Origin of the sequence: Silvanigrella paludirubra (assembly GCF_009208775.1) — a bacterium.
Lineage (GTDB): Bacteria > Bdellovibrionota_B > Oligoflexia > Silvanigrellales > Silvanigrellaceae > Silvanigrella > Silvanigrella paludirubra.
In genome coordinates this window covers 334,200-356,883 of sequence record NZ_WFLM01000002.1, presented here as the reverse complement: position 1 = coordinate 356,883, position 22,684 = coordinate 334,200, and the positions used below count along the sequence as shown (strand labels likewise).

The 22,684-nt window shown below is 29.5% G+C and carries 17 protein-coding genes; 13 read left to right on the top strand and 4 right to left on the bottom strand.

Features of this window, described 5'->3' with window-relative positions; genetic code table 11:
* Window positions 1-93 precede the first annotated feature (93 nt).
* Window positions 94-4,479 (bottom strand): protein kinase family protein, encoded by a 4,386-nt coding sequence (locus GCL60_RS05690; RefSeq protein ID WP_153419110.1) that lies wholly within the window; start codon window positions 4,477-4,479, stop codon window positions 94-96.
* A 158-nt stretch (window positions 4,480-4,637) separates the two neighbouring features.
* Here GCL60_RS05690 and alr point away from each other — a divergent pair, with 158 nt between their 5' ends.
* From alr to GCL60_RS05645, 9 genes are all read left to right on the top strand, one after another.
* Entirely contained in the window at window positions 4,638-5,852 is a 1,215-nt protein-coding gene (gene alr, locus GCL60_RS05685) for an alanine racemase (protein WP_153419109.1), read from the top strand.
* Entirely contained in the window at window positions 5,852-7,024 is a 1,173-nt protein-coding gene (queA, locus tag GCL60_RS05680; RefSeq protein WP_153419107.1) for a tRNA preQ1(34) S-adenosylmethionine ribosyltransferase-isomerase QueA, read from the top strand. The genes alr and queA overlap by 1 nt, the downstream gene beginning before the upstream one ends.
* Before the next feature lie 2 nt (window positions 7,025-7,026).
* The gene (gene tgt / locus GCL60_RS05675) at window positions 7,027-8,301 is read left to right on the top strand and encodes a tRNA guanosine(34) transglycosylase Tgt (RefSeq protein ID WP_153419105.1); all 1,275 of its coding nucleotides are present in this window, start codon (window positions 7,027-7,029) and stop codon (window positions 8,299-8,301) included.
* Between the two features lie 4 nt (window positions 8,302-8,305).
* Window positions 8,306-8,602, top strand: coding sequence for a hypothetical protein (locus GCL60_RS05670; protein ID WP_153419103.1), 297 nt, complete (start codon window positions 8,306-8,308; stop codon window positions 8,600-8,602).
* A gap of 51 nt (window positions 8,603-8,653) precedes the next feature.
* Window positions 8,654-9,370, top strand: a complete 717-nt coding sequence (locus GCL60_RS05665; RefSeq protein WP_153419101.1) for a hypothetical protein — start codon at window positions 8,654-8,656, stop codon at window positions 9,368-9,370.
* Window positions 9,371-9,446: 76 nt separating this feature from the next.
* Window positions 9,447-10,424, top strand: coding sequence for an LPP20 family lipoprotein (locus GCL60_RS05660; RefSeq protein WP_153419099.1), 978 nt, complete (start codon window positions 9,447-9,449; stop codon window positions 10,422-10,424).
* A 173-nt stretch (window positions 10,425-10,597) separates the two neighbouring features.
* On the top strand, window positions 10,598-12,568 hold the full coding sequence (locus tag GCL60_RS05655; protein WP_153419097.1) for a methyl-accepting chemotaxis protein: 1,971 nt from the start codon (window positions 10,598-10,600) through the stop codon (window positions 12,566-12,568).
* 227 nt (window positions 12,569-12,795) lie between these two features.
* A complete protein-coding gene (locus tag GCL60_RS05650; protein ID WP_153419094.1) occupies window positions 12,796-13,614 on the top strand; it encodes a substrate-binding periplasmic protein in 819 nt (272 codons plus the stop codon).
* Window positions 13,615-14,005: 391 nt separating this feature from the next.
* Window positions 14,006-15,178, top strand: a complete 1,173-nt coding sequence (locus tag GCL60_RS05645) for a M12 family metallopeptidase (protein ID WP_153419091.1) — start codon at window positions 14,006-14,008, stop codon at window positions 15,176-15,178.
* Window positions 15,179-15,244: 66 nt separating this feature from the next.
* Here GCL60_RS05645 and GCL60_RS05640 read toward each other — a convergent pair whose 3' ends face one another.
* Both GCL60_RS05640 and GCL60_RS05635 read right to left on the bottom strand, forming a co-directional pair.
* Complete coding sequence (locus GCL60_RS05640; protein WP_153419089.1) at window positions 15,245-15,790, bottom strand: hypothetical protein; 546 nt, start codon at window positions 15,788-15,790, stop codon at window positions 15,245-15,247.
* 11 nt (window positions 15,791-15,801) lie between these two features.
* Complete coding sequence (locus tag GCL60_RS05635; protein WP_153419087.1) at window positions 15,802-16,350, bottom strand: RNA polymerase sigma factor; 549 nt, start codon at window positions 16,348-16,350, stop codon at window positions 15,802-15,804.
* 197 nt (window positions 16,351-16,547) lie between these two features.
* Between GCL60_RS05635 and GCL60_RS05630 the strand changes: the two genes are divergently transcribed.
* The gene (locus GCL60_RS05630; RefSeq protein WP_153419085.1) at window positions 16,548-16,811 is read left to right on the top strand and encodes a hypothetical protein; all 264 of its coding nucleotides are present in this window, start codon (window positions 16,548-16,550) and stop codon (window positions 16,809-16,811) included.
* Between the two features lie 103 nt (window positions 16,812-16,914).
* Complete coding sequence (locus GCL60_RS05625; RefSeq protein ID WP_161998096.1) at window positions 16,915-17,967, top strand: oxidoreductase; 1,053 nt, start codon at window positions 16,915-16,917, stop codon at window positions 17,965-17,967.
* On the opposite strand, the gene GCL60_RS05620 is transcribed toward GCL60_RS05625, so the two are convergent.
* Window positions 17,968-20,262, bottom strand: a complete 2,295-nt coding sequence (locus tag GCL60_RS05620; protein ID WP_153419081.1) for a heavy metal translocating P-type ATPase — start codon at window positions 20,260-20,262, stop codon at window positions 17,968-17,970. It lies immediately after the preceding gene.
* A gap of 90 nt (window positions 20,263-20,352) precedes the next feature.
* On the opposite strand from GCL60_RS05620, the gene GCL60_RS05615 reads away from it, so the two are divergent.
* Both GCL60_RS05615 and ilvB read left to right on the top strand, forming a co-directional pair.
* Entirely contained in the window at window positions 20,353-20,655 is a 303-nt protein-coding gene (locus GCL60_RS05615) for a metal/formaldehyde-sensitive transcriptional repressor (protein ID WP_153419079.1), read from the top strand.
* Window positions 20,656-20,982: 327 nt separating this feature from the next.
* Complete coding sequence (ilvB, locus tag GCL60_RS05610; RefSeq protein ID WP_202614000.1) at window positions 20,983-22,674, top strand: biosynthetic-type acetolactate synthase large subunit; 1,692 nt, start codon at window positions 20,983-20,985, stop codon at window positions 22,672-22,674.
* Window positions 22,675-22,684 lie beyond the last annotated feature (10 nt).

The following is a 22,684-nucleotide window of genomic DNA, read 5'->3' as shown; positions in this document are numbered from 1 at the left end:
ACGAATGTGATAATCCCGAGATTTTTCCCCGCATCACATCACGCAAACAAAACGTTCAATCTTCATAATGGAGTCAATTGTCTATGTCAATAGCTATCCTGTGCGCTTTAAATCTTTAACCTCATTTTGTAGCTTTTTTTCTTCATCATTTAGGGGTGGGGGTGCTTCTTCTGCTTTTTGAGGATTATCTGAGTTTTTTCTTATAATTAGACGTTTAGCAGAGGCTCTTAATGCCCCAGCAAGCGTCGATTCTATAATGTCGCTATCCTTTGGAACAGATTTGCGTATCATATTTGCCAAGAGAAAAAGTTCTTCCTCGGAGAGTTTCGAATTTTCAATATTGTTGTGAAAATTATGAAGAAATTCAAGTACATAATTAATCGCTATCCCCTGTTCAGGATAGGCTTCTGCTGCTTCATATTCTTTTCGTCTTGGTTCTAATTCTTTGGAAAAAGCGTTTAAATTTTCTTGTATTGATGCAGTACCCTCTTTTGAATGAGGATTCTTCATTGTATTTTCGATATCTCTAATTTCTTCTAGTATAGATGAGATATCTGTTCTGGACTTGTGAGCTAATCTATAGGCAGTCCAGTTAAATCCTGTTCGAATTGCATTTTGAGATAAAAAGTGCAGTCTTTCTGTATCTTGAGTGTTTGCTTTGTCTATTCGATTATTTTCAAGGATGGCTTTGTCTTGGCCCCAATATTTTAAAGATGAATCTTTATTAATTGAAATTAATTTTTTAATATTTTTAATGGAGTTTAAAAATTTATTATTTTTATGAGATGAACTTAATAACTTCTTTTTTAGATTTGTAAATTCAGCCATTTTAACAGCAAAACTTTCGGGAACATATTCAATATGGCTGGAGGGATCTAAAAACCATTGTCTTATTTCAGCTTCTTTCGCATCTTGTGAGATCATAGAAGCCGCATGGGCATGGCCTTTTTCAAATAATAAATGGGTATATAAAAGAATTTGATCTGTTTTTTCATCTAAAATATTTCCAATAAAAAGTTCATCTCCAGGTGACTTTTTTAAGTGATAATGAGTTTGGTGAACCGAAAATACAACGCTGCCAATATTCCAATCCGTTAAATTATAATCTTGAAATTTTTTCACATATTTTTGAGGATTTGCTCTATGATTTTTTATAGCTTCAAAAGACATAGTCTCAAATTCAATAAAAATCTGCAATTTTTTAGTACATTGCTTTAAACTAAAAGGAAGATCACTTGAAATTGAAGAGTTTATTTTATCAATATTTTTTTTCGCTTCAATTAAATTACCATCAAAAAATACAGCACTCCATGCTTTTAATAAATAAGCTTCAAATAAATTTAAGTCATTTCCTAATCTTCCTGATAATTCTAAAATAGTTTCTAATATTAATGTTCTAACTTCAGATGTTATATTTCTTTCACCACAAATTAATAAAGAAAATAATAAATGAACAATGCTTTCACCATCATTATTTTCTACAGTAAAACGAATAACACTTAAAATTTGTGGAAATAAAATACTATTATCAATCCAACCAATGCATGATCTAAAAAATCGAGATAATACAGACCCTCTAACAGGCCTTAGTTTTGGAAATAATTTTAAATTATCATTTTTATTATTTTGAACTTCTTCTGGTTTAATAATGCTATTTAATAAAATTTTAATGTTTTTTCCATCGTCATTTGTATTAAATACGGTTTGTTCTTGAAGCTTTTTTTGAATTCTATAAATTTCTGATTCTATATTGCTTTTAAAAGATGATTTATTATCATCAATAGTTCTTGTTATTAAATTAGATTTTTCAGCTAATTGTATTAATTTATAAAACTCCTCTGTTCTTCTTTCTCTTTTTTTAATTTGTGATGGAAAAAAACTTTTCATTGCTAAAATAGCTCTTCTTTTTCCATTTAAAGTGTTCCAACTAACTGCTTGATAATATTTCTCAGCTTGATCAAATTTACCTAATGAAAGGGATAAATCTGCAATATGTTCTCTGATTTTTGGAACTAATACAGGTGCTTCTTCAGGACATTCTTTTTCAATATTTTCGCTTAACATTTGTAATTTAGAGATTATAAACTCAGCAGAAGTATTATCGCATAAATCTTCAGTCGCTATAAGTAAGGCTGAATAAGCACTATAGGCAGATTTTTTCAAATTTGATCTAGATAAATATTCTGATATTTGAATAATTTCTGAAAGAGTAGTTTTCTCTTCTAAATTATTGCACATATATTCTGATAAAATAAAATATATTTTTGATTTTATTTCTTTGTTAAGTAATAAAGATAAACTTAGCCAAATAAATTGATGTTCCCAATAGTAACAAATAAGTTGTCCTGTTAGAACATCTCTATTTTCGGAAACAAGCCCAATTTTCACCGCAATATTTAATGCTTCATAGGCTAAATGAAGAGGGTCTTTTTTCTTTTTTTCTATTCTTTCTTTTTCATCTTCATCAATATCATCATTTACTTCTTTATTTATTTCTTGAGAGGCACTTTCATTCTTTTCTTCTAAAATTAAATCATCTGCAGGAACTTCATTTAGAGAAATATGTTCTTTTCCTTGGTGATATTTATCCGAAAAAATTTCATTTATACTTGCTACTTTGTTACTTAAAAGCTCAATAATATCGGTGTTTATTTTTAAATCAACCATAGCCCAGGTTGATAAAAAGCGAGCTTGTTGACTGCTTAAGTGATTTAATTTTGCTATCCAATAAGAGCGTGTTCTATCATCTTTAAGGTTAGCAAAAGTAAGATCTTGATTTTTTAATTGGAGGACTGATTTTTTTAATTCTTCGTCTGTTATTTCTTCTTCTGTCCTAATTCCTATTATCCATTTCATATGTAAATTTTGTTTTTTGAAAATTTTTAATAATATTGGTAATGAAGAATGGTCGGCTCTATTTAAGTCATCTATGATAAAATAAGAAATATTTGATGCTAAAAGTATTTTTTCAAACAATTTTTCAATATTACTATAAAGCCATTCGTGTCTAATTTGAATTAAAGAATTGTTTGATGTTTTTTTAATTATATTTTTATTTTCACCGTATTTTTTAAGTGAAGGTAATACATAAAATAGAGTTTCAACTTGATTACCTAGGTTAAAAAATATGGATTTCATTTCCTGTAAAAAAACGGGATTTAAATATATTGTATAATTTAAAAGACTTTCACATAAACTATCAAGTGTAGAAAAAGGTATTTTCATAGAACTAAATTTTATGGGATGAAAAAAAGAATTTTTGTTTAAAATACTTAATCCTAAACTTAAACTTCTCATTAAATAATGTTTATTTGCTGAGTTTGTTTTAGCATCAACCCAAAATCTATTTTTGTCTAAATTATTATTTAATATAAATTCACTTATTGCTTCTGGTATTTCAAAATTCTTATTTAAAATAGAATTATAATGCTTGTCATTTAAATTAACTTGAAAATTAGTATAAGAAGAACTTAAGTTTTGTAACTCAATGGTATCTGTTAACTTATTAGACATCATCATAAATTCAAAAGCAATTTCTCTTGCATTAGACATTCTTTTTTCTGGTAAAGGATCAAGTGTTTTTAAAAGTATTGTTCTTAATCGTTTAATCGTATCAAATAAAGGATGTCTTACAGTCCATTTATGCCATTCGCCACCAAAAATAAAAGTATTTTGTTCTGGTAACAAATAGACTTGCCAAAGTTGATTAACGACACTCAAGCCTTCTATTTTGATCATGCCAAAATCCCAAGCCATAATAGCGGCAAGGCTAAAAATATCTGAGTTTTCTCGGTAAGATCCTTCTATAAATCCCCTAGCTTCTGGTGGTAGCCAAAAGTTTTTCTCAATAATTTTTTTAGAAATAGAAACTTGTTCTTCATTATTTTCAAATTCATTGCTATTTGGAATGAAATGGGAATATCCGCCATCAAGTAAAACAACATGTGGTACTTCTTCTTTTCTTTCAAAAAATTCAGATTCATAGGTTTGTTTAATATCAACTGTAGCTCTATCTCTAATAAGTATATTTTGAGGTTTTAAATTTCCGTGAATAATTCCTTTTGAATGATAAAAATATAAATTTTCAAAAACTCTAACCCAAAAGCGAAGTCTATTCCGAATACGAACTAAGTCATTAATTTTTAAGGGTGGATCTTTTTTATTGGAATCAAATAAAGTAACACCTTCAACCCATCTTGATAATACTTCAAATTCATTTGCTTTTAATAAAAGCTCCATATTTTCACCATATTCAAATTGCAGGGCATTTTGAATTAGGTCAAAGTTTTCTTGAATTTTCAGTTTACAAAATCGGGATTTGTTCAAGCCTTCCACTTTTACTGTTTTTTTTCTAAGCTCATCGGCACGTTGTTGCATACGCGCCATCATGGGGCTGCTTTTCATTTTATGGCTAGCCACCTTTTCAACGCTTGCGTCTTCTCTTTGAGATATTTGTGCAATGAGCCTATCGTTATCCATATTACCCCGAGTCTTTAGACTACTTTTTTCCAGTAGAGTTATCGGTGTAAACTTTTTGTTCCATAGGATTGTTATAAAAAATTAAAAACTATTATAATCATATTGATAAACAATGCATTGAAGTCACAATTTTAAAATGCGTTTAAGGAGGCTGATTCATGAAAGAATCTGTATTAGTTGATGAGTTTGCAGAAAATGCTTCATGGATTGAAATTAGCCAATCTGCTTTTTCAAAAAATGTTTCGATTTATCGAAATAATTTAGAGACGCATATTCTATTAGGGGCTGTTCTTAAAGGAAATGCATACGGACATGGTTTTTTACAAACATTAGAAATTTTACATGGATATGTAGATATTTTATTTGTTATCAATCCCATTGATGCTTTTAAAATTAGAAAATACGAAAAAGAGAATGAATTGGTTCAAAAGAGAGTCGTTGTATTAGGTTCTATCTCTCCCGATGAAGCAGTAGCTTGTGCTAAAAAAGTAGTTGAAGTTGCTATCACAGATGAAAATTGGTCAAATTATATCTCTCATTTAAAAAGATCTGAAAAAGAAAAAGGGAATAGTTATAGACCTTTAAAGGCGCATATTCATATTGATACGGGGCTTTCTCGCGAAGGCTTTGTACTTGAGGGGCTTGAGCAAAAAATTTCATTTTTAAAAGAAAATGAGTCTTTAATTCATGTTCAAGGTGTCATGTCTCATTTTGCAAATACAGAGGATGTTACGGAGCAGTCATATGCCTTTGAGCAATTGTCGAAATTAGATAAAGCCCATGAAATAGTGAGTCAATTTCTTGGTTTATCTTATCATTTGGAAAAGCATATCGCTCAAAGTGCTTCTACTTTAATAATAGCGAAATCTCATTATGATATTGCGAGGGTTGGAATTTCAATGTACGGGCTATGGTCCTCTAATGAAACAAAATTGTCTGCAAAAGTAGTCAAAAGCGAACTTCCAAGCTTAAAACCTGCTTTAACTTGGAAGTGCAAAAGCCAAAGTGTTAGAAAAATACCTTCAGGAACTTATATTGGGTATGGCTGTTCTTGCAGAGCAGAGCGCGATCTTCGTGTAGCTCTTTTACCAGTAGGTTATTTTGATGGATATCCTAGACTTCTTTCAAACAAAGGTCATGTTTTAGTTAATGGAGTTCGTTGTAAAGTTTTAGGAAGAGTGATGATGAATCATATTATTGTTGACGTAACCGAAGCAACAAGCGAAGAAACAAATGAGGTTGTTGCGACACTGATTGGAAGAGATGGATCGGAATCTGTATCTGCAGAAAATATTGCAGAATGGGCTCAAACCATCAATTATGAAGTTGTCACACGAATTGGTTCTCATCTTAAAAGAATGGTCGTTGATTAGTGAAAACAAATTTATTCCATTACGAATTACCTGAAGATCTTATTGCTCAAGTTCCTTTAGAAAATAGAAATGAAAGTCGACTTCTTGTCTGTAATTCCAAGCAAAAATCAATTATTGATAAAAATTTTAATGAATTACCAGAAATATTAAACGATACTTTTAAATTAAAAGAAAATAATTCTAAAGTATTATTAATTGCCAATAACTCTCGAGTTTATCCTGCAAGAGTGCGTATTCAAAGAAAAACAGGAGCTCGTGGAGAGGTTTTTTTTCTTGAAAAGGGAATAAAAAGTCAATATAAATGTTTATTAAGGCCTAAAAGTAAATTAAAAATAAATGAAATATTATATGCAGACAATGATAAAGAAATCCCTTTATTTAAAGTAACTAGTTTTGACCCACCAATGGTATCTCTAATTGATGATAGATCGTTAGATCTCATTTTAGATGAATTTGGTGAAATGCCTCTTCCTCCTTATATTCAAAGAGATCCTCAAAAAAATAAAGCAAATATTAATTTAGATAATGAGCGCTATCAAACTGTATATTCAAATATCAATGAAAAAGGGAGTGCTGCGGCACCTACTGCTGGATTACATTTTACTCCAGAAATTATAGAAAAATGTCAAAATGAAAATGTTGAATTTGGTTATGTAACTTTACATGTAGGTTTAGGCACATTTTTACCTGTCCAATCTGAGGATATTCATAATCATGAAATGCATGAAGAGTATTATTTTATATCTGAAGAATTATCTGAGAAACTAATTCGATTTTTAGAAAATGATTGGCCAATAGTATTTGTAGGGACCACCTCTCTAAGAGCAATAGAAAGTTATTTTAGGTATATTTTTCCAGATCAAAATAAAAATGAAATAATGAAGCTTGCGAATGAAAAAAAATTAAATTCAATATTAAATAAAGAAATAAATAAATGGATACCTACTAAGATATTTATTTATCCTGAGAGCAAAAATCATCAAATTATTCCTTTAATAGGAAATGCCATCATAACCAATTTTCATCAACCAGAGAGCACACTTGCAATGTTAATAGCTGCTCTAATGGGTTTTGATTTCTGGAAAGAATTTTATAATTATGCTATAGAAAAAAAGTATCGTTTTTTTAGTTATGGAGATTCAAGTCTTCTCGTTTTTGGAGCAAATTTTTAATCATGTTAACTAATAGAAATTTAATTGAGTTTTCGAATATTAAATCATTACAACTTTCAAAAGAGTTTAAAGAAGGTTCACTTGATACAAAAGATTTAAAAGCAAACGATTTAATAAATGAGTTTTCTCAAGTTATTGAAAAAGGAATTGCTACAAATGAAGATCTCTCCTTGCTTGAAAAAGTTGGACCAAGAGTTACTAAATTAAAATTTGGAAATGTTGAATTAGAAACTCCTATATTTATGCCTGTTGGAACAGTTGGGAGTGTTAAATCACTCTCGCCTGAAGATGTTTATTCTATAGGATATAAAATTATTTTAGGAAATACATATCATTTAAATTTAAGACCAGGAATGGATCTTATGCGCGAATTTAATGGCTTGCATGAATTTATGAGATGGCCTGGAGCTATTTTAACAGATAGTGGTGGTTTTCAAGTAATGAGTTTAGCTAAAATTCGTAAGTTAACAGAAGAAGGCGCTACATTTGCAAATCATATTAACGGTGCAAAAATTACTTTAACACCTGAAAGTGTCGTTCAAATTCAAGAAGATATTGACTCTGATATACAAATGGTTTTGGATGAATGTACTCCTTATCCAGCAACTCATGCAGAAGCTTTGTCAAGCATGGAACGTTCTATGCGTTGGGCAACAAGAGCACGTAGTGCAAGAAAAAAATTAAATAGAGCGCAGTTTGGAATTGTTCAAGGTGGAATGTATGGTGATTTAAGAGTTAAAAGTGTAAAACAACTCATTGAAAATAATTTTGAAGGTTATGCAATTGGAGGTCTTTCTGTAGGTGAATCTAAAAGAGAAATGCGAAGATTGCTTTCTGCAACAATTCCCTGGATGCCACATGATAAGCCGAGATATTTAATGGGTGTCGGTGCTCCTGATGATTTAATTGATGCCATATTACTTGGTATTGATATGTTTGACTGTGTTATGCCAACTCGAAATGCGCGTAATGGAAGTGTATTTGTAAGATCTTCTTCTTCTGCTAATGGTAAAATTCAAATAAAAAACTCTATTCATAAATCAAGTAAAGAGCCATTAGATTCACTTTGTAATTGTTATACTTGTAAAAATTACTCAAGGGCTTATTTGCGTCATCTTTTTGTTGCAGAAGAACTATTGGTTTTTAGGCTATTGTCGATTCATAATCTGCAGTTTTTATTTGATCTCACATATGAAATGAGAGAATCTATTAGATCTGGAAATATATTTGAAAATGTTTCAGAAATAAGAAGGATCTTTGCTCCTGGGAGTTTATAAATTCATGGGAAACGGAAGGCAAAATAACATAAGCTATGATAGCAATGAAAAAAATTTGCCACTGTTTGTAGGTTCCCATGAAACTCAAGGTTTTATGAATGAAATTATAAAAACTTCGAGAGAAAGAAAAAAAAGTGAAAAAGAAATAAAAAAATGGTGGTTCTGGCTAGGTTTTTTAGGCGGAGTTTTTATAGCGAGTTTAGGGATTTTTTTCACTTTTACCACTGTGTATTTTATTGAAAATTCAATTTTAGAAAAGCCAAATTTTATTAATCAAAAAGTAATTTGCGAAAAGAAATAAAAATAGCTAATATCTAACGGATTTGTTAAACGCTTTTAAAAGAGGTATTGTATGTCTATGAATATAGGGTTTTTTAATAAAAAATTTGTGATTATTTCAGCAACTGCAGCTTTCATTGTTGCTGGTTGTTCATCTTCACCAAAATATGTTAAAACAGAAATCATTTCAAACTCAACAAAAACATTAGAGACACCTGAATGGGTTCTTAACCCTTCCATCATGCATGAAGAAGGTACAAATATTGTATTTATACATAAAGTAACATTAAGTGGTTCTTCTCGCCCAGACGCTTGTGTTTCTATGGCTCGTACACAAGCTGTTGGCGAAATGATGAAGTATATTAAAAATGCTGTAACAACTTCTGGGCAAGTTGAAGATCTAAATTCTTCTTCTGATCCTTCATTATCTTCATTAACTGCGTTTCTATCTCAAGGTAATATTTCAGGAGCGAAAGTAACAACTTCCTATTGGGAACAAACAATGGAAGCAGATGAATCTGGATTTAAACCAACTAAAAAATTAATGTGTGCTGTTCAAGTAGCAATTGAAAAATCTGTTTTAGATAAACAAATGCGTGATGCTATTAATGGAACACCTGGTGGAAATCCTGAAATCCGTAGAAAATTATTGGACGCGCAAAAATCTTTTATAGATAATGTTGGAAATAAAGACGCGGCTAAAGAACCTAGTAGCAGTGATTTAAATTCTAAATCTAATTCAGATTCTGTATCTAAAACAGAAACAAATGCAAATCCAAAATCTGAATAATTAATAGATTTAATATAATTAAATAATTTTTTATTAAATTTTAATTTGTCCATTTTAATAAAAATAAAGGTGCGTTATGTTTATAAAAAAAAATAAAAACTTTATAACCTTAGCAGGGATGTCATTATTTATTTCTCTAAATAGTTATGCTCAAACAGATCCTTGTTCTACCTTAGCCGATTTACAAACTAAAACAGATACCAACTCATTTGTAGGTTATGGCTCAGCATCTTCGCAAAAAGAAGCAGACCAAAATGCACAGGTAGATCTTGCTCGTAACATACGTCAAAAAGTAACAGCAACATCAACTGTTGATGAAACAAAAGACGACGCTTCTTTAAAAGCAACTTCAAAGTCTGTTGTTTCAGAAGTTTTGATTGGTGCTAAAGTATTAAAAAGGTGTTCTGATAAGGGAACTTTTTCTGCAGTAGTTACTTTAGAAAAAAAAGCTTTTGTATCATCAATGACTGAAAAACTAACTGCAAATATTAAAAAAGCAGATAATTTAATTCAAGCTATCGAAAAAGCAAAAACGGATGAAGCGTTAGGTAAGGGCGTCGACAATGCTAAAAAATTTCTAGCAGAATACCAAGACAATTCAGAATCCGATCTAGAAGTTTGTAAAGTCTATAAAGGATGTTCTGAAATAAATATCGATAACATTCATAATTTAGCGGAATTGGTATCTAAAGAAGGTGATAAAGACCAATATGTTTTTATTACTAATAATGACAAAGTTTCGACTGCATTAAGAGATGATCTCATTACTTTATTAGAAGACGATCCAAAAGATAAAATTAAGATTATGGACGGCGCTGTAACTGAGTCAGGTAGTGATTCTAAACGTAAAATTCTTGCTAGTTGTAAGGCAAAAGTGGGTTCAAAAATTCCTGGAACAGATGATCGCATTGTAGAAACCCGTTGCACTTTAGAAGCGTATATTGGAAAGCAAAAAAAGTTTCGCAAAGTATATAGCTGTAAAGCTACTGTAGATTCCGAAATTTCAGTTGATGATGCGGTATCAACATGCTCTGGAAGATTAACTTTAGAATAAAAATTAGCCTATTTTTTGTTTTTTTCTCTCTTTCATTAACTCTAGGAAGCCAATTTTTTACAGTAAATATACAAAAATTATGCTTTTTCAAATGACTGAAAATAAATTTCTTTCTATATATTAAATAAATTAATCCGAAAAGGCTCCTAGAATTCAATTTAAAGGAGTCTAAAGTGGATGAATCTTCAAAATTAAAACTAAATTCCACTCTTGAAAGTAGCACTTTAGAGCTCTCAGAAGATAAAATAAAAGATCTATCTGCTCAAGTAACAGCTATTAATAAAACACAAGCTATTATTGAGTTTAATTTAGATGGAACTATTTTAACTGCAAACAATAATTTTCTAAATGCGATTGGTTATCATATTGATGAAATTGTTGGAAAACACCATCGTATTTTTTGTGAGCCAAGTTACTATAACTCAAATGAATATCGTTTGTTTTGGGATAAATTAAACAAAGGGGAATATGATTTAGGGGAATATAAACGTATAGGTAAAGGGGGAAAAGAAATTTGGATTCAAGCTTCTTATAATCCTATTTTTGATTTATTTGGTAAGCCCTATAAGGTTATTAAATTTGCTACAGATATAACTAGTCAAAAATTAAAAAATGCTGAATATGAAGGGCAAATTAGTGCCATTGGAAAATCACAAGCCATTATTGAATTTAATTTAGATGGTATTATTCAAAATGCGAATGATAATTTTTTAAATACAATGGGTTATTCTCTTAGTGAAGTTAAGGGAATGCATCATAGAATGTTTTGTGAATCAAATTATACAAATTCAAATGAATATCGTTTATTTTGGGAAAAATTAAACCGAGGTGAATTTGATTCTGGTGAATATAAGCGGATTGGTAAAGGTGGCAAAGAAATTTATATTTCTGCTTCATATAATCCTATTTTTGATTTAAATGGAAAACCTTTTAAAATAATTAAATATGCTTCTGATGTAAGTAAACAGAAATTAAAGGATCAAGAGTTAAATGCTCTTTCTAAAACACAAGCCGTAATTAATTTTAATTTAGATGGAACTATTATTGAAGCAAATGATAATTTTTTATCAACAATGGGATATAGAATAGATGAAATAAAGGGAAAACATCATTCTATTTTTTGCGATTCTAATTATACAAGTAAATCGGAGTATCGTGAATTTTGGAATAAGTTAAATAATGGTCAGTTTGTTACAGGACAGTTTCAAAGATTTGCTAAAGGCAATCGCGAGATTTGGCTTCAAGCATCTTATAATCCCGTATTTGATCTTGCTGGTAAAGTATTTAAAGTAGTAAAATATGCTACTGAAATAACCAAAGAAAAAAAAGAATGGCTAGAACTTGTTCGTATTTTGGGAGAAACAGCCATTCAGTTAGGCGCTGCTTCAGAAGAGCTTGCTACCACGGCTTCTCAATTAGCATCTAATGCTAAAAAAACTACAGAACAATCTATAAGTGCTTCTGCCGCTTCAGAAGAAGTTTCAAAAGGAGTTCAGTCTGTTGCAACAAGTACAGAAGAGATGGCCGCTTCCATCAAAGAAATTTCAAAAAACACAACAGCTGGTTCTGAAAAAACAAAACAAAGTATGAAACGTGCTCAAGAGACAAATGTCTTAGTGACTCAATTAGGAATGGAAAGTAAAGAAATTGGTACGGTGATGAAAACGATAAGTTCTATTGCACAGCAAACAAATTTATTAGCATTAAATGCTACAATAGAAGCGGCAAGAGCAGGAGATGCTGGTAGAGGATTTGCTGTTGTTGCAAATGAAGTCAAAGAGCTTGCAAAACAAACTGCAAAAGCGACAGAAGATATTTCAGTTAAAATTGGAACTATTCAACAAAGTACTTCAAATGCAGTGTCCGCAATTGGAGATATTTCTAAGTCTGTAGAAGAAATCAATACCATTTCAATGACAATCGCATCAGCCGTTGAAGAACAAGCTGCTACGACAAATGAAGTATCACGAATTGTTTCAGAGTCCAGTAAAGCTGTGGAAGGAATTTCTATTTCAATCAAGGATGTTTCTGAATCCGCGGCTCAAAGTTCAACGGGTGCTTCGCAACTACAGGATGCAGCAAAAGGTTTAAGTCAATTAGCAATGAAACTCCGTGATTTAGTAGCTAGATTGGAAGCAAAATAATTAAATGCTTTCAAAATAAATTTTTTATTAATAAAAATTTGCTCTAAATGTTTAAATAAAAATAGAAATAATAATACTATATGAATTTAAATTTTTATATATTTGCATTGTTTAATTATAACCTAATTTATATATAAAGAGAATTTTTATTTAAATTCAAAATTCTGTCAGTAGGTTTGATAAATAAACAATTCCTATTATTCTATAAATAAACTAAAAGGAGAATTATGTTTATCAGAAATTATTATTTTAAATTTATAAAATTATTTATTTTATTGGGTTTATTAAATAATTTTGAATCCTATAGCAAGGAATTGCTTTTTTGTCATGATGAAATAGAATCGTTTCCTTGGTTTGAGCAAAATGGAAATGGATTAAATACGGTTGAAATGAATTTGGTTGATGAAAAGCTTGAGGATATTGAAATAAAGCAACAATCATTGCCTTGGCTGAGTTGTTTAAGAGAATTAAAACAGAATAAAATAGATGGTGTATTTGCAGCTAGTTATTCACCAGAAAGGCTTGAAATAGGAGTCTATCCAGGGATACCATTAGGTGCGAAGGATGGGATACCTGATGAAAGTAAAAGAATGCATATTTCTGAATATGCTCTTTATAAAAAAAAAGGGTCTCAAATTAAATGGGATGGAAGTAAGATATCTGGTGCTAAAAGGGTTGGAGCCCAAAGTGGATTTTCAATTCTCACTTTGCTTAAGAAACAAAAGGAACAAAAAAATATTGAGTTTATAGATGAGTCAGAGCAAAGTTCAAATGCCTTGATTTATCATATTGCCAAAGGAAATTTAGATGCTGTTGCCATGTTGTCACTTCAAGCAGATAAAATTATTAAATTAAATAAAGATTTTTCAAATATTGAAAAAATAGAACCAGCATTAGAAAAAAAAGCATATTATCTAATTTTATCGCATAAACTTGTTAAAGAAGATCCTGAGCTTGCAAATAAAATATGGAAAACATTGCAAGAAGTAAGAAACTCTACCGAATACAAAGCAAAAGTAAAAGAAATTTTTAAAAAATATTTTTAAAATTCGATTTGTTCATTAAATAATTCAGTAAAAATAAAAACAGATAAAAGTTGTTCTTATCTCTCATGATAATAAGATATAAATAAAAATATTTTTAATATTTTAGTTACTTTATTTTTTATTTGAATTGGCGAAAAACTTTAAGCATTCATAATTATTATTTTAATTATAAAAAGTATTTGTTAATTATGATAAAAAAATAAATATATAATAATTAATATTTTTAAATTTTAATTTAAATCTATAGTATTTTGATAATTATTTAAATAAATAAATAATTGACTATTTGTTTATTTAATTTATAAATAATTTGGTTTGTTTTTAATACTATAAAATAAACTAAAATAAAAATTTTTATTAATATTATTGTTTCCTTGGAAAGGATTTTCTTGTGAAATTATCGCAATCAAATATTTTTTTTCTATACTCAGCATTATTTTTTAATGCAGGTAGCTATGCAATGCAAGAGAATATAGAAGATATCCAAACAAAAATATCAAATACCATTAAATGTGATAATGATTTTTTATATTCTAATAAAAATAATAATTATGATAAAGATAAGCCTAGGAGTGCACCAATTCCTCAAAATGAATTATGGCCTGAAGGCAAAGTTTATTACAAATTTTCACCAGGACATTTTAATTTTGAACAAGTTGCAAAAATTAAAGATGCAATGAGAACAATAATGGAACTTCCAAAAGTTTCTATTTCTTTTGAAGAAGCAACACGGAGTGTGGGTAACAATTATATATTAATTACCCGTGTGAATAATCAAAATCAAGATTTAGGTTGCTCTGCAAATGTGGGTAGGGTGCATCCAAATAATCCTTCTCCTCACTCTTTAACTTTGGGCACTGGGTGCGTAAATGATAAAGGAACAGTTTTGCATGAATTGCTTCATGTATTAGGATTCTATCATGAGCAATCGAGAGAAGATAGAGATGACCACGTTTCTATCTTGTGGGAAAATATATCTACAAATGCAAAATATAATTTTTCTAATTACAAAAACCACAATAATATTCGATTTACTCCATATGACTACGACTCAATTATGCATTATGATCCATATGGATTTTCACAAAACCTATATCCAACAATTATTCCTAAAGAATGTTTAGCTAATTATCGCCAAAACCCTTATAATTATTATAGATATAATACTGAAAATTGGTATGGACATCATGCCGCATTATTTAGAAGTTGTCCAAAAATAAAAGAAATATCAGTGCATAAAAATAGTTTAAGCCCTGGTGATATTTATTCTTTGCAAATGATGTATCCAAAAGCTAAAACTGATGAAAATGATGATAAAACTGATGTTATAGAAGATAATAATGGCATTCCTAAATACGACAAAAAAGAACTAGAACTTTGTTTAACTAAAAAAGAAAGTACGGAATGGAAATTAGAAGAAAAGAAAGGAATTAAAATTTGGACTATGTTCGAACCAAATCATGATGGTAAAAGTTGTACTTTATATTATCAAGTGTATACATATATAAGTGATAAAGAAGGATGGAAAGTAGAGCCCAAAAAAGAATTTATTTTTTCAAAATAAAGCAATTTTAAAGATAATTAAATTTTATAAATTTATATATCTTTTACCATAATGAAAAAATCTAATTTATAAATTAGATTTTTTCATATTTTGTCTAATAAAATAATAAAATACAAGATATAAAAAATAAGCTGTTATATTTGCAGAAATAATCCAAATGGCGTGCTCAGTTAATATGTCTAAAGAATTTCTTACATGACAATTAAATAATAAAATGATTGAAGTTGATAAAATTGGTAAAATTATTACTAACCATGAAAGCTTTAAAAATATATATCTTCTTTTATAGCGATTAAAAAATAAGAGTGTAAATAAAAAAGGCATAATAGTATAAACAACTCCGCAACAGAAAGATAATAAAAAAGAGTTATTTATTAAGTTAAGAATATTATAAGAAGATAAATTATGATTATATGTAGTGCAAATTGTTAACGAGCAAAAATATCCTAGGATAGAAAAAAATAAATATATGAAACATATTTTTATTTTTGATTGAACTAGATCTTTTGATATTTTATTTTTTAAATAATGATTTTTCTCAATAAATTTAGAGTTATCAATGTCAGAAGGATTTAAAAACTCTTCATAAAATTTATGTTGTTCTTTTTCCATAATACACCTCATTATTTTTTTTCTGAAACAATATTTTTTATTGAGCTTAATATTCTTTGATAAGACTTTCTTAAAGAAACTTCACTTTTTCCTAGTTTTATTGATATTTCTTTAAATGAAAATTCTTCCACATTTCTCATTTTAAATAAAGATCTTTCTTTTTCTTTCATGCTTTTTAAAATCATTTCTACTTTATCGAGTTTTTCGTCAGAGATTGTATCTTCTTCAATTTTAGATAATTCTTCTGGTAAGTCAGTATTTTTATTTAAAACAGAAATATTTTTTCTTAACCAGTCAATACAAGTATTATGAACTATTGTAAAAAACCAAGGAAGCGCAGCTCTTCCTTTTTCATAATGATGAATGCTTTTGTGAAGTTTAAAAAAAACTTCTTGAACAACGTCTTCCATATCATTATGCGGTATTCCCCGCTTTATTCCATATGAATAGACTTTATTGTAGTGGCGATTAAAAAAAAGATTAAAGGCAAAACTATCTCCTTCATACCAACGGTTTAACAAATTTTCATCACTCTCTAAATTAGAATCATTTTTGGGCATGATATTCCTCAATAATAAATCTTATCATTTGCAAATCAAGGTACGGAGCAAATTGATAAGAAAAAGGAAGTAACAATTTATTTTTATTTTGTCACATTTTTAAGTTCCAATACGAATACAATAAGGTAAGAAGAATGATTTAATTGTCCTTATTAAATTGTTCTTCTTTTACAAGTTTAATTAAGGGGTTAAAAAAAATGAAAAAAAATGTAATAGTAGTAGCTTCAGTTTTATTATCTGTAATTTCTTTAACTTCGATCGCAAGTGAAAAAAAAGAGAATAATATAGAATATAGTAACGATATGAGTATAGACAAAAATAAAACTCAAAATAAAAATTTAAACGATAGAATTTCCTTCTTAGAAAATGAAAATGCAAAAAGAGTTTTAAAAGAAAGGTTTGAACGTCAAGATGCAGATAAGGTTCATCAAGAAAACTTAAAGTCTCTTAAAAGCAAATGATATTTAAAAAATAAATTAAAATAGGGTCGTTTTTTTATTAAATTTTATATATATAAAATCTCATTCGTATCAATTTTTCAATTCATAGGAATGGATGGAATTTATGAAAAAAATAAATACGGCAATTGTAGGTTTTGGACTATCTGGTTCAACATTTCATGCTCCTGTTTTTCTAAGTGTTCCGCATTTTGAATTTAAATATGTTGTTTCATCAAAACCTGAAAATATAAAATTAAAATATCCAAATGTAAAAGTGATCTCTAACTTTAATGACCTATTAAATTTATCAGATCTAGATCTTATTATAATTACAACACCAAATAACACTCATTATTCTTTAGCAAAGCTTGCACTTCTGAGTGGTAAAAATGTAATCGTGGACAAGCCTTTTGTATTAAAATTTCAAGAAGGACTAGAGCTTTGCGAAATAGCGCGTTCTAAAAATCTTTTTTTAAGTGTTTATCAAAATAGACGATGGGACAATGGTTTTTTAACTTTAAAAAAATGTCTGAGTGAAGATTTATTGGGTGAAATTTTTAATTACGAATCTTATTTTGATAGGTTTCGACCAATTGTCTCTGAAACAAAATGGCGTGAGTTAGAGGGAGAGGGAACGGGTTTATTATTTGATCTAGGTTCTCATTTAATCGATCAAGCAATTGAATTATTTGGTATGCCTGAAGAAATATTGGCAGATATTGAAATGCAAAGAAACGGAGCTAAGGCTATAGACTATTTTAAATTAATTTTTAAGTATAAAAAATTAAGAGTTACCATAGGAGCTTCAAGTATAATGTCTTTGCCTCGTCCTGTTTTATCTGTACACGGAACAAAAGGAAGTTTTGTTAAATATGAACTAGATCCTCAAGAAAACGAATTAAGAGCAGGAAAAACTCCTTTAATTTCAAATTGGGGTGAAGAAAGGGAAGGTAGTGGAGGTGCTTTTGTTTCTTTATTAAAAGATGAAAAAATTTCTGAATCTAAAATAAAATGTGTTCCTGGTTCTTATCAAGAATACTATGAAAAAGTATTTCAAAGTTTGATAAATAAAAATCAAAATCCTGTAGAACCTTTATCTGCCTTAAATGTGATCAAATTAATTGAATTATCTTTAGAAAGCGCAAGTTCAAAAAAATGGATTGTTATTAATTCTTAATTATTCAATTGGTACTGATTTAAATTTTAATAATCTTAAAGCATTTAAGGTAACTAGAACAGTTGCTCCTGTATCAGCAAGAATAGCCATCCAAAGTTGAGTATCACCAAAAATTGTTAAAATGAGAAAAATAGCTTTCAAACCAATTGCTAGAAAAATATTTTGTTTAATATTAATCATAGTTTTTCTTGATAATACAATGGCATCTACAATGGAATTTAAATTATTTTTTGATATTACAATTTGAGAAGTATCTACGGCAACATCGGTACCTCCACCCATGGCAATTCCAATTTCTGCAGCGGCAAGGGCAGGTGCATCATTAATTCCGTCCCCAACCATGGCAACTTTTTGCTCTTTTGAAATGTTTTGAATATAAGAAAGTTTATTTTCTGGTAAAAGTTCTGCTATCACTTCTGTATTTATATTTTTTGTGATTGCATTTGCGGAAATTTTATTATCACCAGTTAAAATAATGCTATTAATTCCTAATTGCTTTAATTTTTCTATTGATGATTTTGCTTCGGGTTTCAGAGTGTCTGATAATGCGATAAAACCTAGGGCTTTTTGTTCTATTAATACAACAGCTATTGTTTTTCCTTGCTCTTGATAACTTTTTATTAGTGAATTCTGTTCTAAATTTAAAGCATTTAATTCATTTGCATAAATAGGAGAGCAAATGATTGCTATTTTATTCTCAATTAGAGCGCTTGCGCCTTTTCCAGATAAATTTTTGGCATTTTGTACTTCGTTTAAAGTTATTTTTCTTTCAAAAACTTCATTAAGAATCGCTATAGCAAGTGGGTGGGTTGACTTTGACTCTACCATACCCGCAAATTTTAATAATTTTTCTTCGTTACTTTCAAAAGAAATAACATTTGTTACCTTTAGTTTACCATGAGTTATTGTACCTGTTTTATCAAAAGCAATTTTTTTAATTTTTCCTAAGGACTCAAGCGCAGAAGCGTTTTTTATTAAAATACCCATTTTTGTTGCCGCTGTAATGGCAGAAGCAATTGCAGAGGGAGTGGAAATAACAAGTGCGCATGGGCAGCCAATGAGAAGTATAGTAAGACCACGGTAAATCCAGTCTACCCATTGCATTTGAAAAAATAGGGGAGGAATGATTGCGGTTAATAAACCTATTAATAGAATAATAGGAGTGTATATTCTACTGAAACTTTCAATGCTCCTCATTACTCTTGATTTTGAACTTTGAGCTTCTTCTACCATTTTGAGCATTCTGGTAACAGCATTATTATTTCCGGGTAGTGTTGCTTTAACAATAATGTTTCCGTCCGTATTAATAGAGCCTGCAACAACTTTATCTCCTTGTTTTTTATAAACAGGTAAGGACTCTCCTGTTAACAAAGATTCATCAATATTTGCTGTTCCTTTAAAAATTTCACCATCTATAGCTAAACGCTCTCCAGGTTTAATCTCTATGTGGTCTCCTATTTTTATTTCTGAAGATTTTATTTGTTTTGTTGTTCCCTCTTTTGTAACAAGGAGAGAAGTATCAGGAAGTAAAGATGCTAAGGATTGAATTCCTTTTTTAGCGCGCCTAGAAGTATATCCTTCTATTGTTTCACCTAGCATAAATAGGATAATTACTGCTGCAGCTTCTTCGGATGCTCCAATAAAAATAGCACCTATGGCAGAAATACTCATTAAGGTCTCTACACTAAAAACATATCCTACTTTCATCATGGTCCATGATTTTTTAAGGATTGGTAAAAGAGCAATTAAAGTAACAATTGCAAAAGAAACAAGACCGAAACTTTTTGAAAAATATTCAACTATCCAAGAAAGGGCAAAGGCGATGCTTAAAAAAGTAATGGGAAGCCAATTCGTTGAATCGTGGCTATGATTATGGCTATGGTCATGACTTTGTTCTTTAGTGTGATTATGCTCTAATTTATGGTTATCAACTTTTTCGGTAGAGAGCTTTTTTTCCTTTATTTTGTTAAAATAATTTGATTTTTTATTATTAGAAATTACAAACTCTCTTTTTAATTTCTCTTTAATTCTTAAATGCGTTTTTTCACCATTATATTTAATTGCTTCTGGTATTTCTGTTAATTCAAAACCAAGGTTTTTAATCCCTTTTTCTACTTTATCTCTTGTGTCGCTATTATTATAAAAATTTAGGGTAAATAACGATGCCGTAAAGTTTATTTTTGCTTGGTTTACCCCAGAGATTTTATTGCAAAAAATTTCAATTTTGTTTGCACAACTGGGACAATCCATTCCTTTAATGTTATATTTTACTGTAATTAATTCATTATGTTTCATGTTAGCCTCATTTGAACTGCAAAAAAGTTGCAAAAGTTTTGACAAACGATATCAACTTTATTATCTTATTATAGGGTAGGGGGGTATACTATGTCAAGCACTAAAAAAAACAAATTAAAACATATTATTACAAATAAAGACAAGCTTATTTCTAGGGTTAAAAAAATTAAGGGACAATTGGAAGGTGTAGAAAAGTCTTTAGAGAATGATCAAGACTGTAAAAAAATTCTTCATATTATCTCCTCTATAAGAGGAGCGTTGGGAGGGTTAATGGCTGAGGTCATGGAGAGTCATATCATTAATCACATGGAAGAAGATAAAGAAACATTAACAGATAAAGAAATAAAAATGGCTCAAGAATTAGTAGAATCTCTTAAAGTATTTATGAAATGAGGTTATCTCAATAAAAAAAATCGTGTTATTTTTTAAATTTTTTTTAATTGGCTTGACAGTCAATAATTAGATTGTTATGTTTTTCACTTAGGTGATTAAACCAAAGAGGATTTATGAAAAATATCGCTTTTCTTCTAAAAAATTCAAATGCCATCTCTGCTAAAAAACTAAATATTTCCTCTATCATCAACGTCCTCATTATTATTGTTCTAGTCATTATTAAACCCGAGGGCGATTTTTAAGGTTATTACTAAATAATAACAGCTAAAAAACCCTCCGCGCATCCGAGCCCGGGGGGTTTTTTAGTTCCAAATGAAGAGATTAAAAATGAAAAAATACAATGGTGCTTCCGTGCTATTGAAGTCGTTACTTTGTCAAAATGTAGAAATTATTTTTGGATATCCTGGTGGAGCGATCATGCCAATATACGATGCTCTCTATGACTATTCCGATTCTTTAAAACACATATTGACAAGACATGAACAAGGAGCAATTCATGCAGCAGAGGGTTACGCTAGAGTAACAGGAAAAACGGGCGTTTGTTTTGCAACATCAGGTCCAGGAGCTACAAATTTATTAACAGGCATTGCAGATGCAATGTTAGATTCAGTACCTATTGTATGCATAACAGGACAAGTATCTAGTAATTTATTAGGTACTGATGCATTTCAAGAAGCAAATATAATTTCATTAACTACATCAATTACTAAATGGAATTTTCAAATTACAAAAGCAAATGAAATTCCTTATGCTGTCGCAAAAGCTTTTTTTATTGCTCAAAATGGACGACCTGGTCCTGTATTATTAGATATTACAAAAGATGCTCAATTTGAATTTATGGAATATGTAAAAGAAAGTTTTTTCTTTGAAAAAAATAAAAAATGGCATCCATTTTTTAATGCCAATGACATAAAAAAAGCTGCTGAATTAATCCAACAAGCTAAAAAACCTTATATGTTAGTTGGGCATGGAGTAAGTATTGCCAATGCTGAAAAAGAATTACTCGAATTTGCTGAAAAAACAGATATTCCTGTCGCATGCACCTTATTAGGTTTATCTGCATTTCCATGTGACCATTCTTTATATGTTGGAATGCTTGGAATGCATGGTAACTATGGAGCAAATATATTAACAAATGAAGCAGACCTAATTATTGCAATAGGAATGAGATTTGATGATAGAGTTACAGGTAACTTAAATACTTATGCGAAACAAGCGAAAATAATTCACATTGAAATTGACCCTACAGAAATAAATAAAAATGTTTTTTGTGATGTTCCTTTAGTGGGAGATGCAAAAAATATTTTAAAGTTACTTTTACCAGAGGTTCGAAATAATAAACATAATTTGTGGATGCAAGAATTCAGAAAATGTTACGAAAAAGAGTATCATTCAATTATTAAAAATGAATTCTTTCCTAACGATAATCAGAATTTAAAAATGGCACAAGTGATAAATTGTCTTTCAGAATTAACTAATGGAAGTGCTGTAATTGTTACTGATGTTGGGCAACATCAAATGTCGGCTGCAAGATATTATAAATTTAAAACAAAGAATTCAATGATTACTTCTGGTGGCCTAGGAACAATGGGATTTGCTTTGCCTGCTGCAATTGGTGCTAAATTCGGTGCGAAAGATAGAGAAGTTATTGCCATTATCGGTGATGGTGGCTTTCAAATGAATATCCAAGAGCTTGGAGTTATAATGCAGGAAAAAATTCCTGTTAAAATAATAATTTTAAATAATAGTTTTCTTGGAATGGTAAGGCAGTGGCAGGAATTATTTTTTGAAAATCGACTTTCTTTTACTCATATGCAAAATCCAGATTTTATTCAAATAGTAAAAGGTTATGGAATTAAAGCAAAAAAAGCTGTCAACAAAGAACAATTAGAAGAATATATGCGTGAAATGATTTTATCAAAAGAATCATATTTTTTAGAAGTAAGTGTTGAAAAAGAAGAAAATATATTTCCAATGATACCTTCTGGTGCTGGTGTCAGTGATGTTCGTTTATCTTAGGGAGAAATTT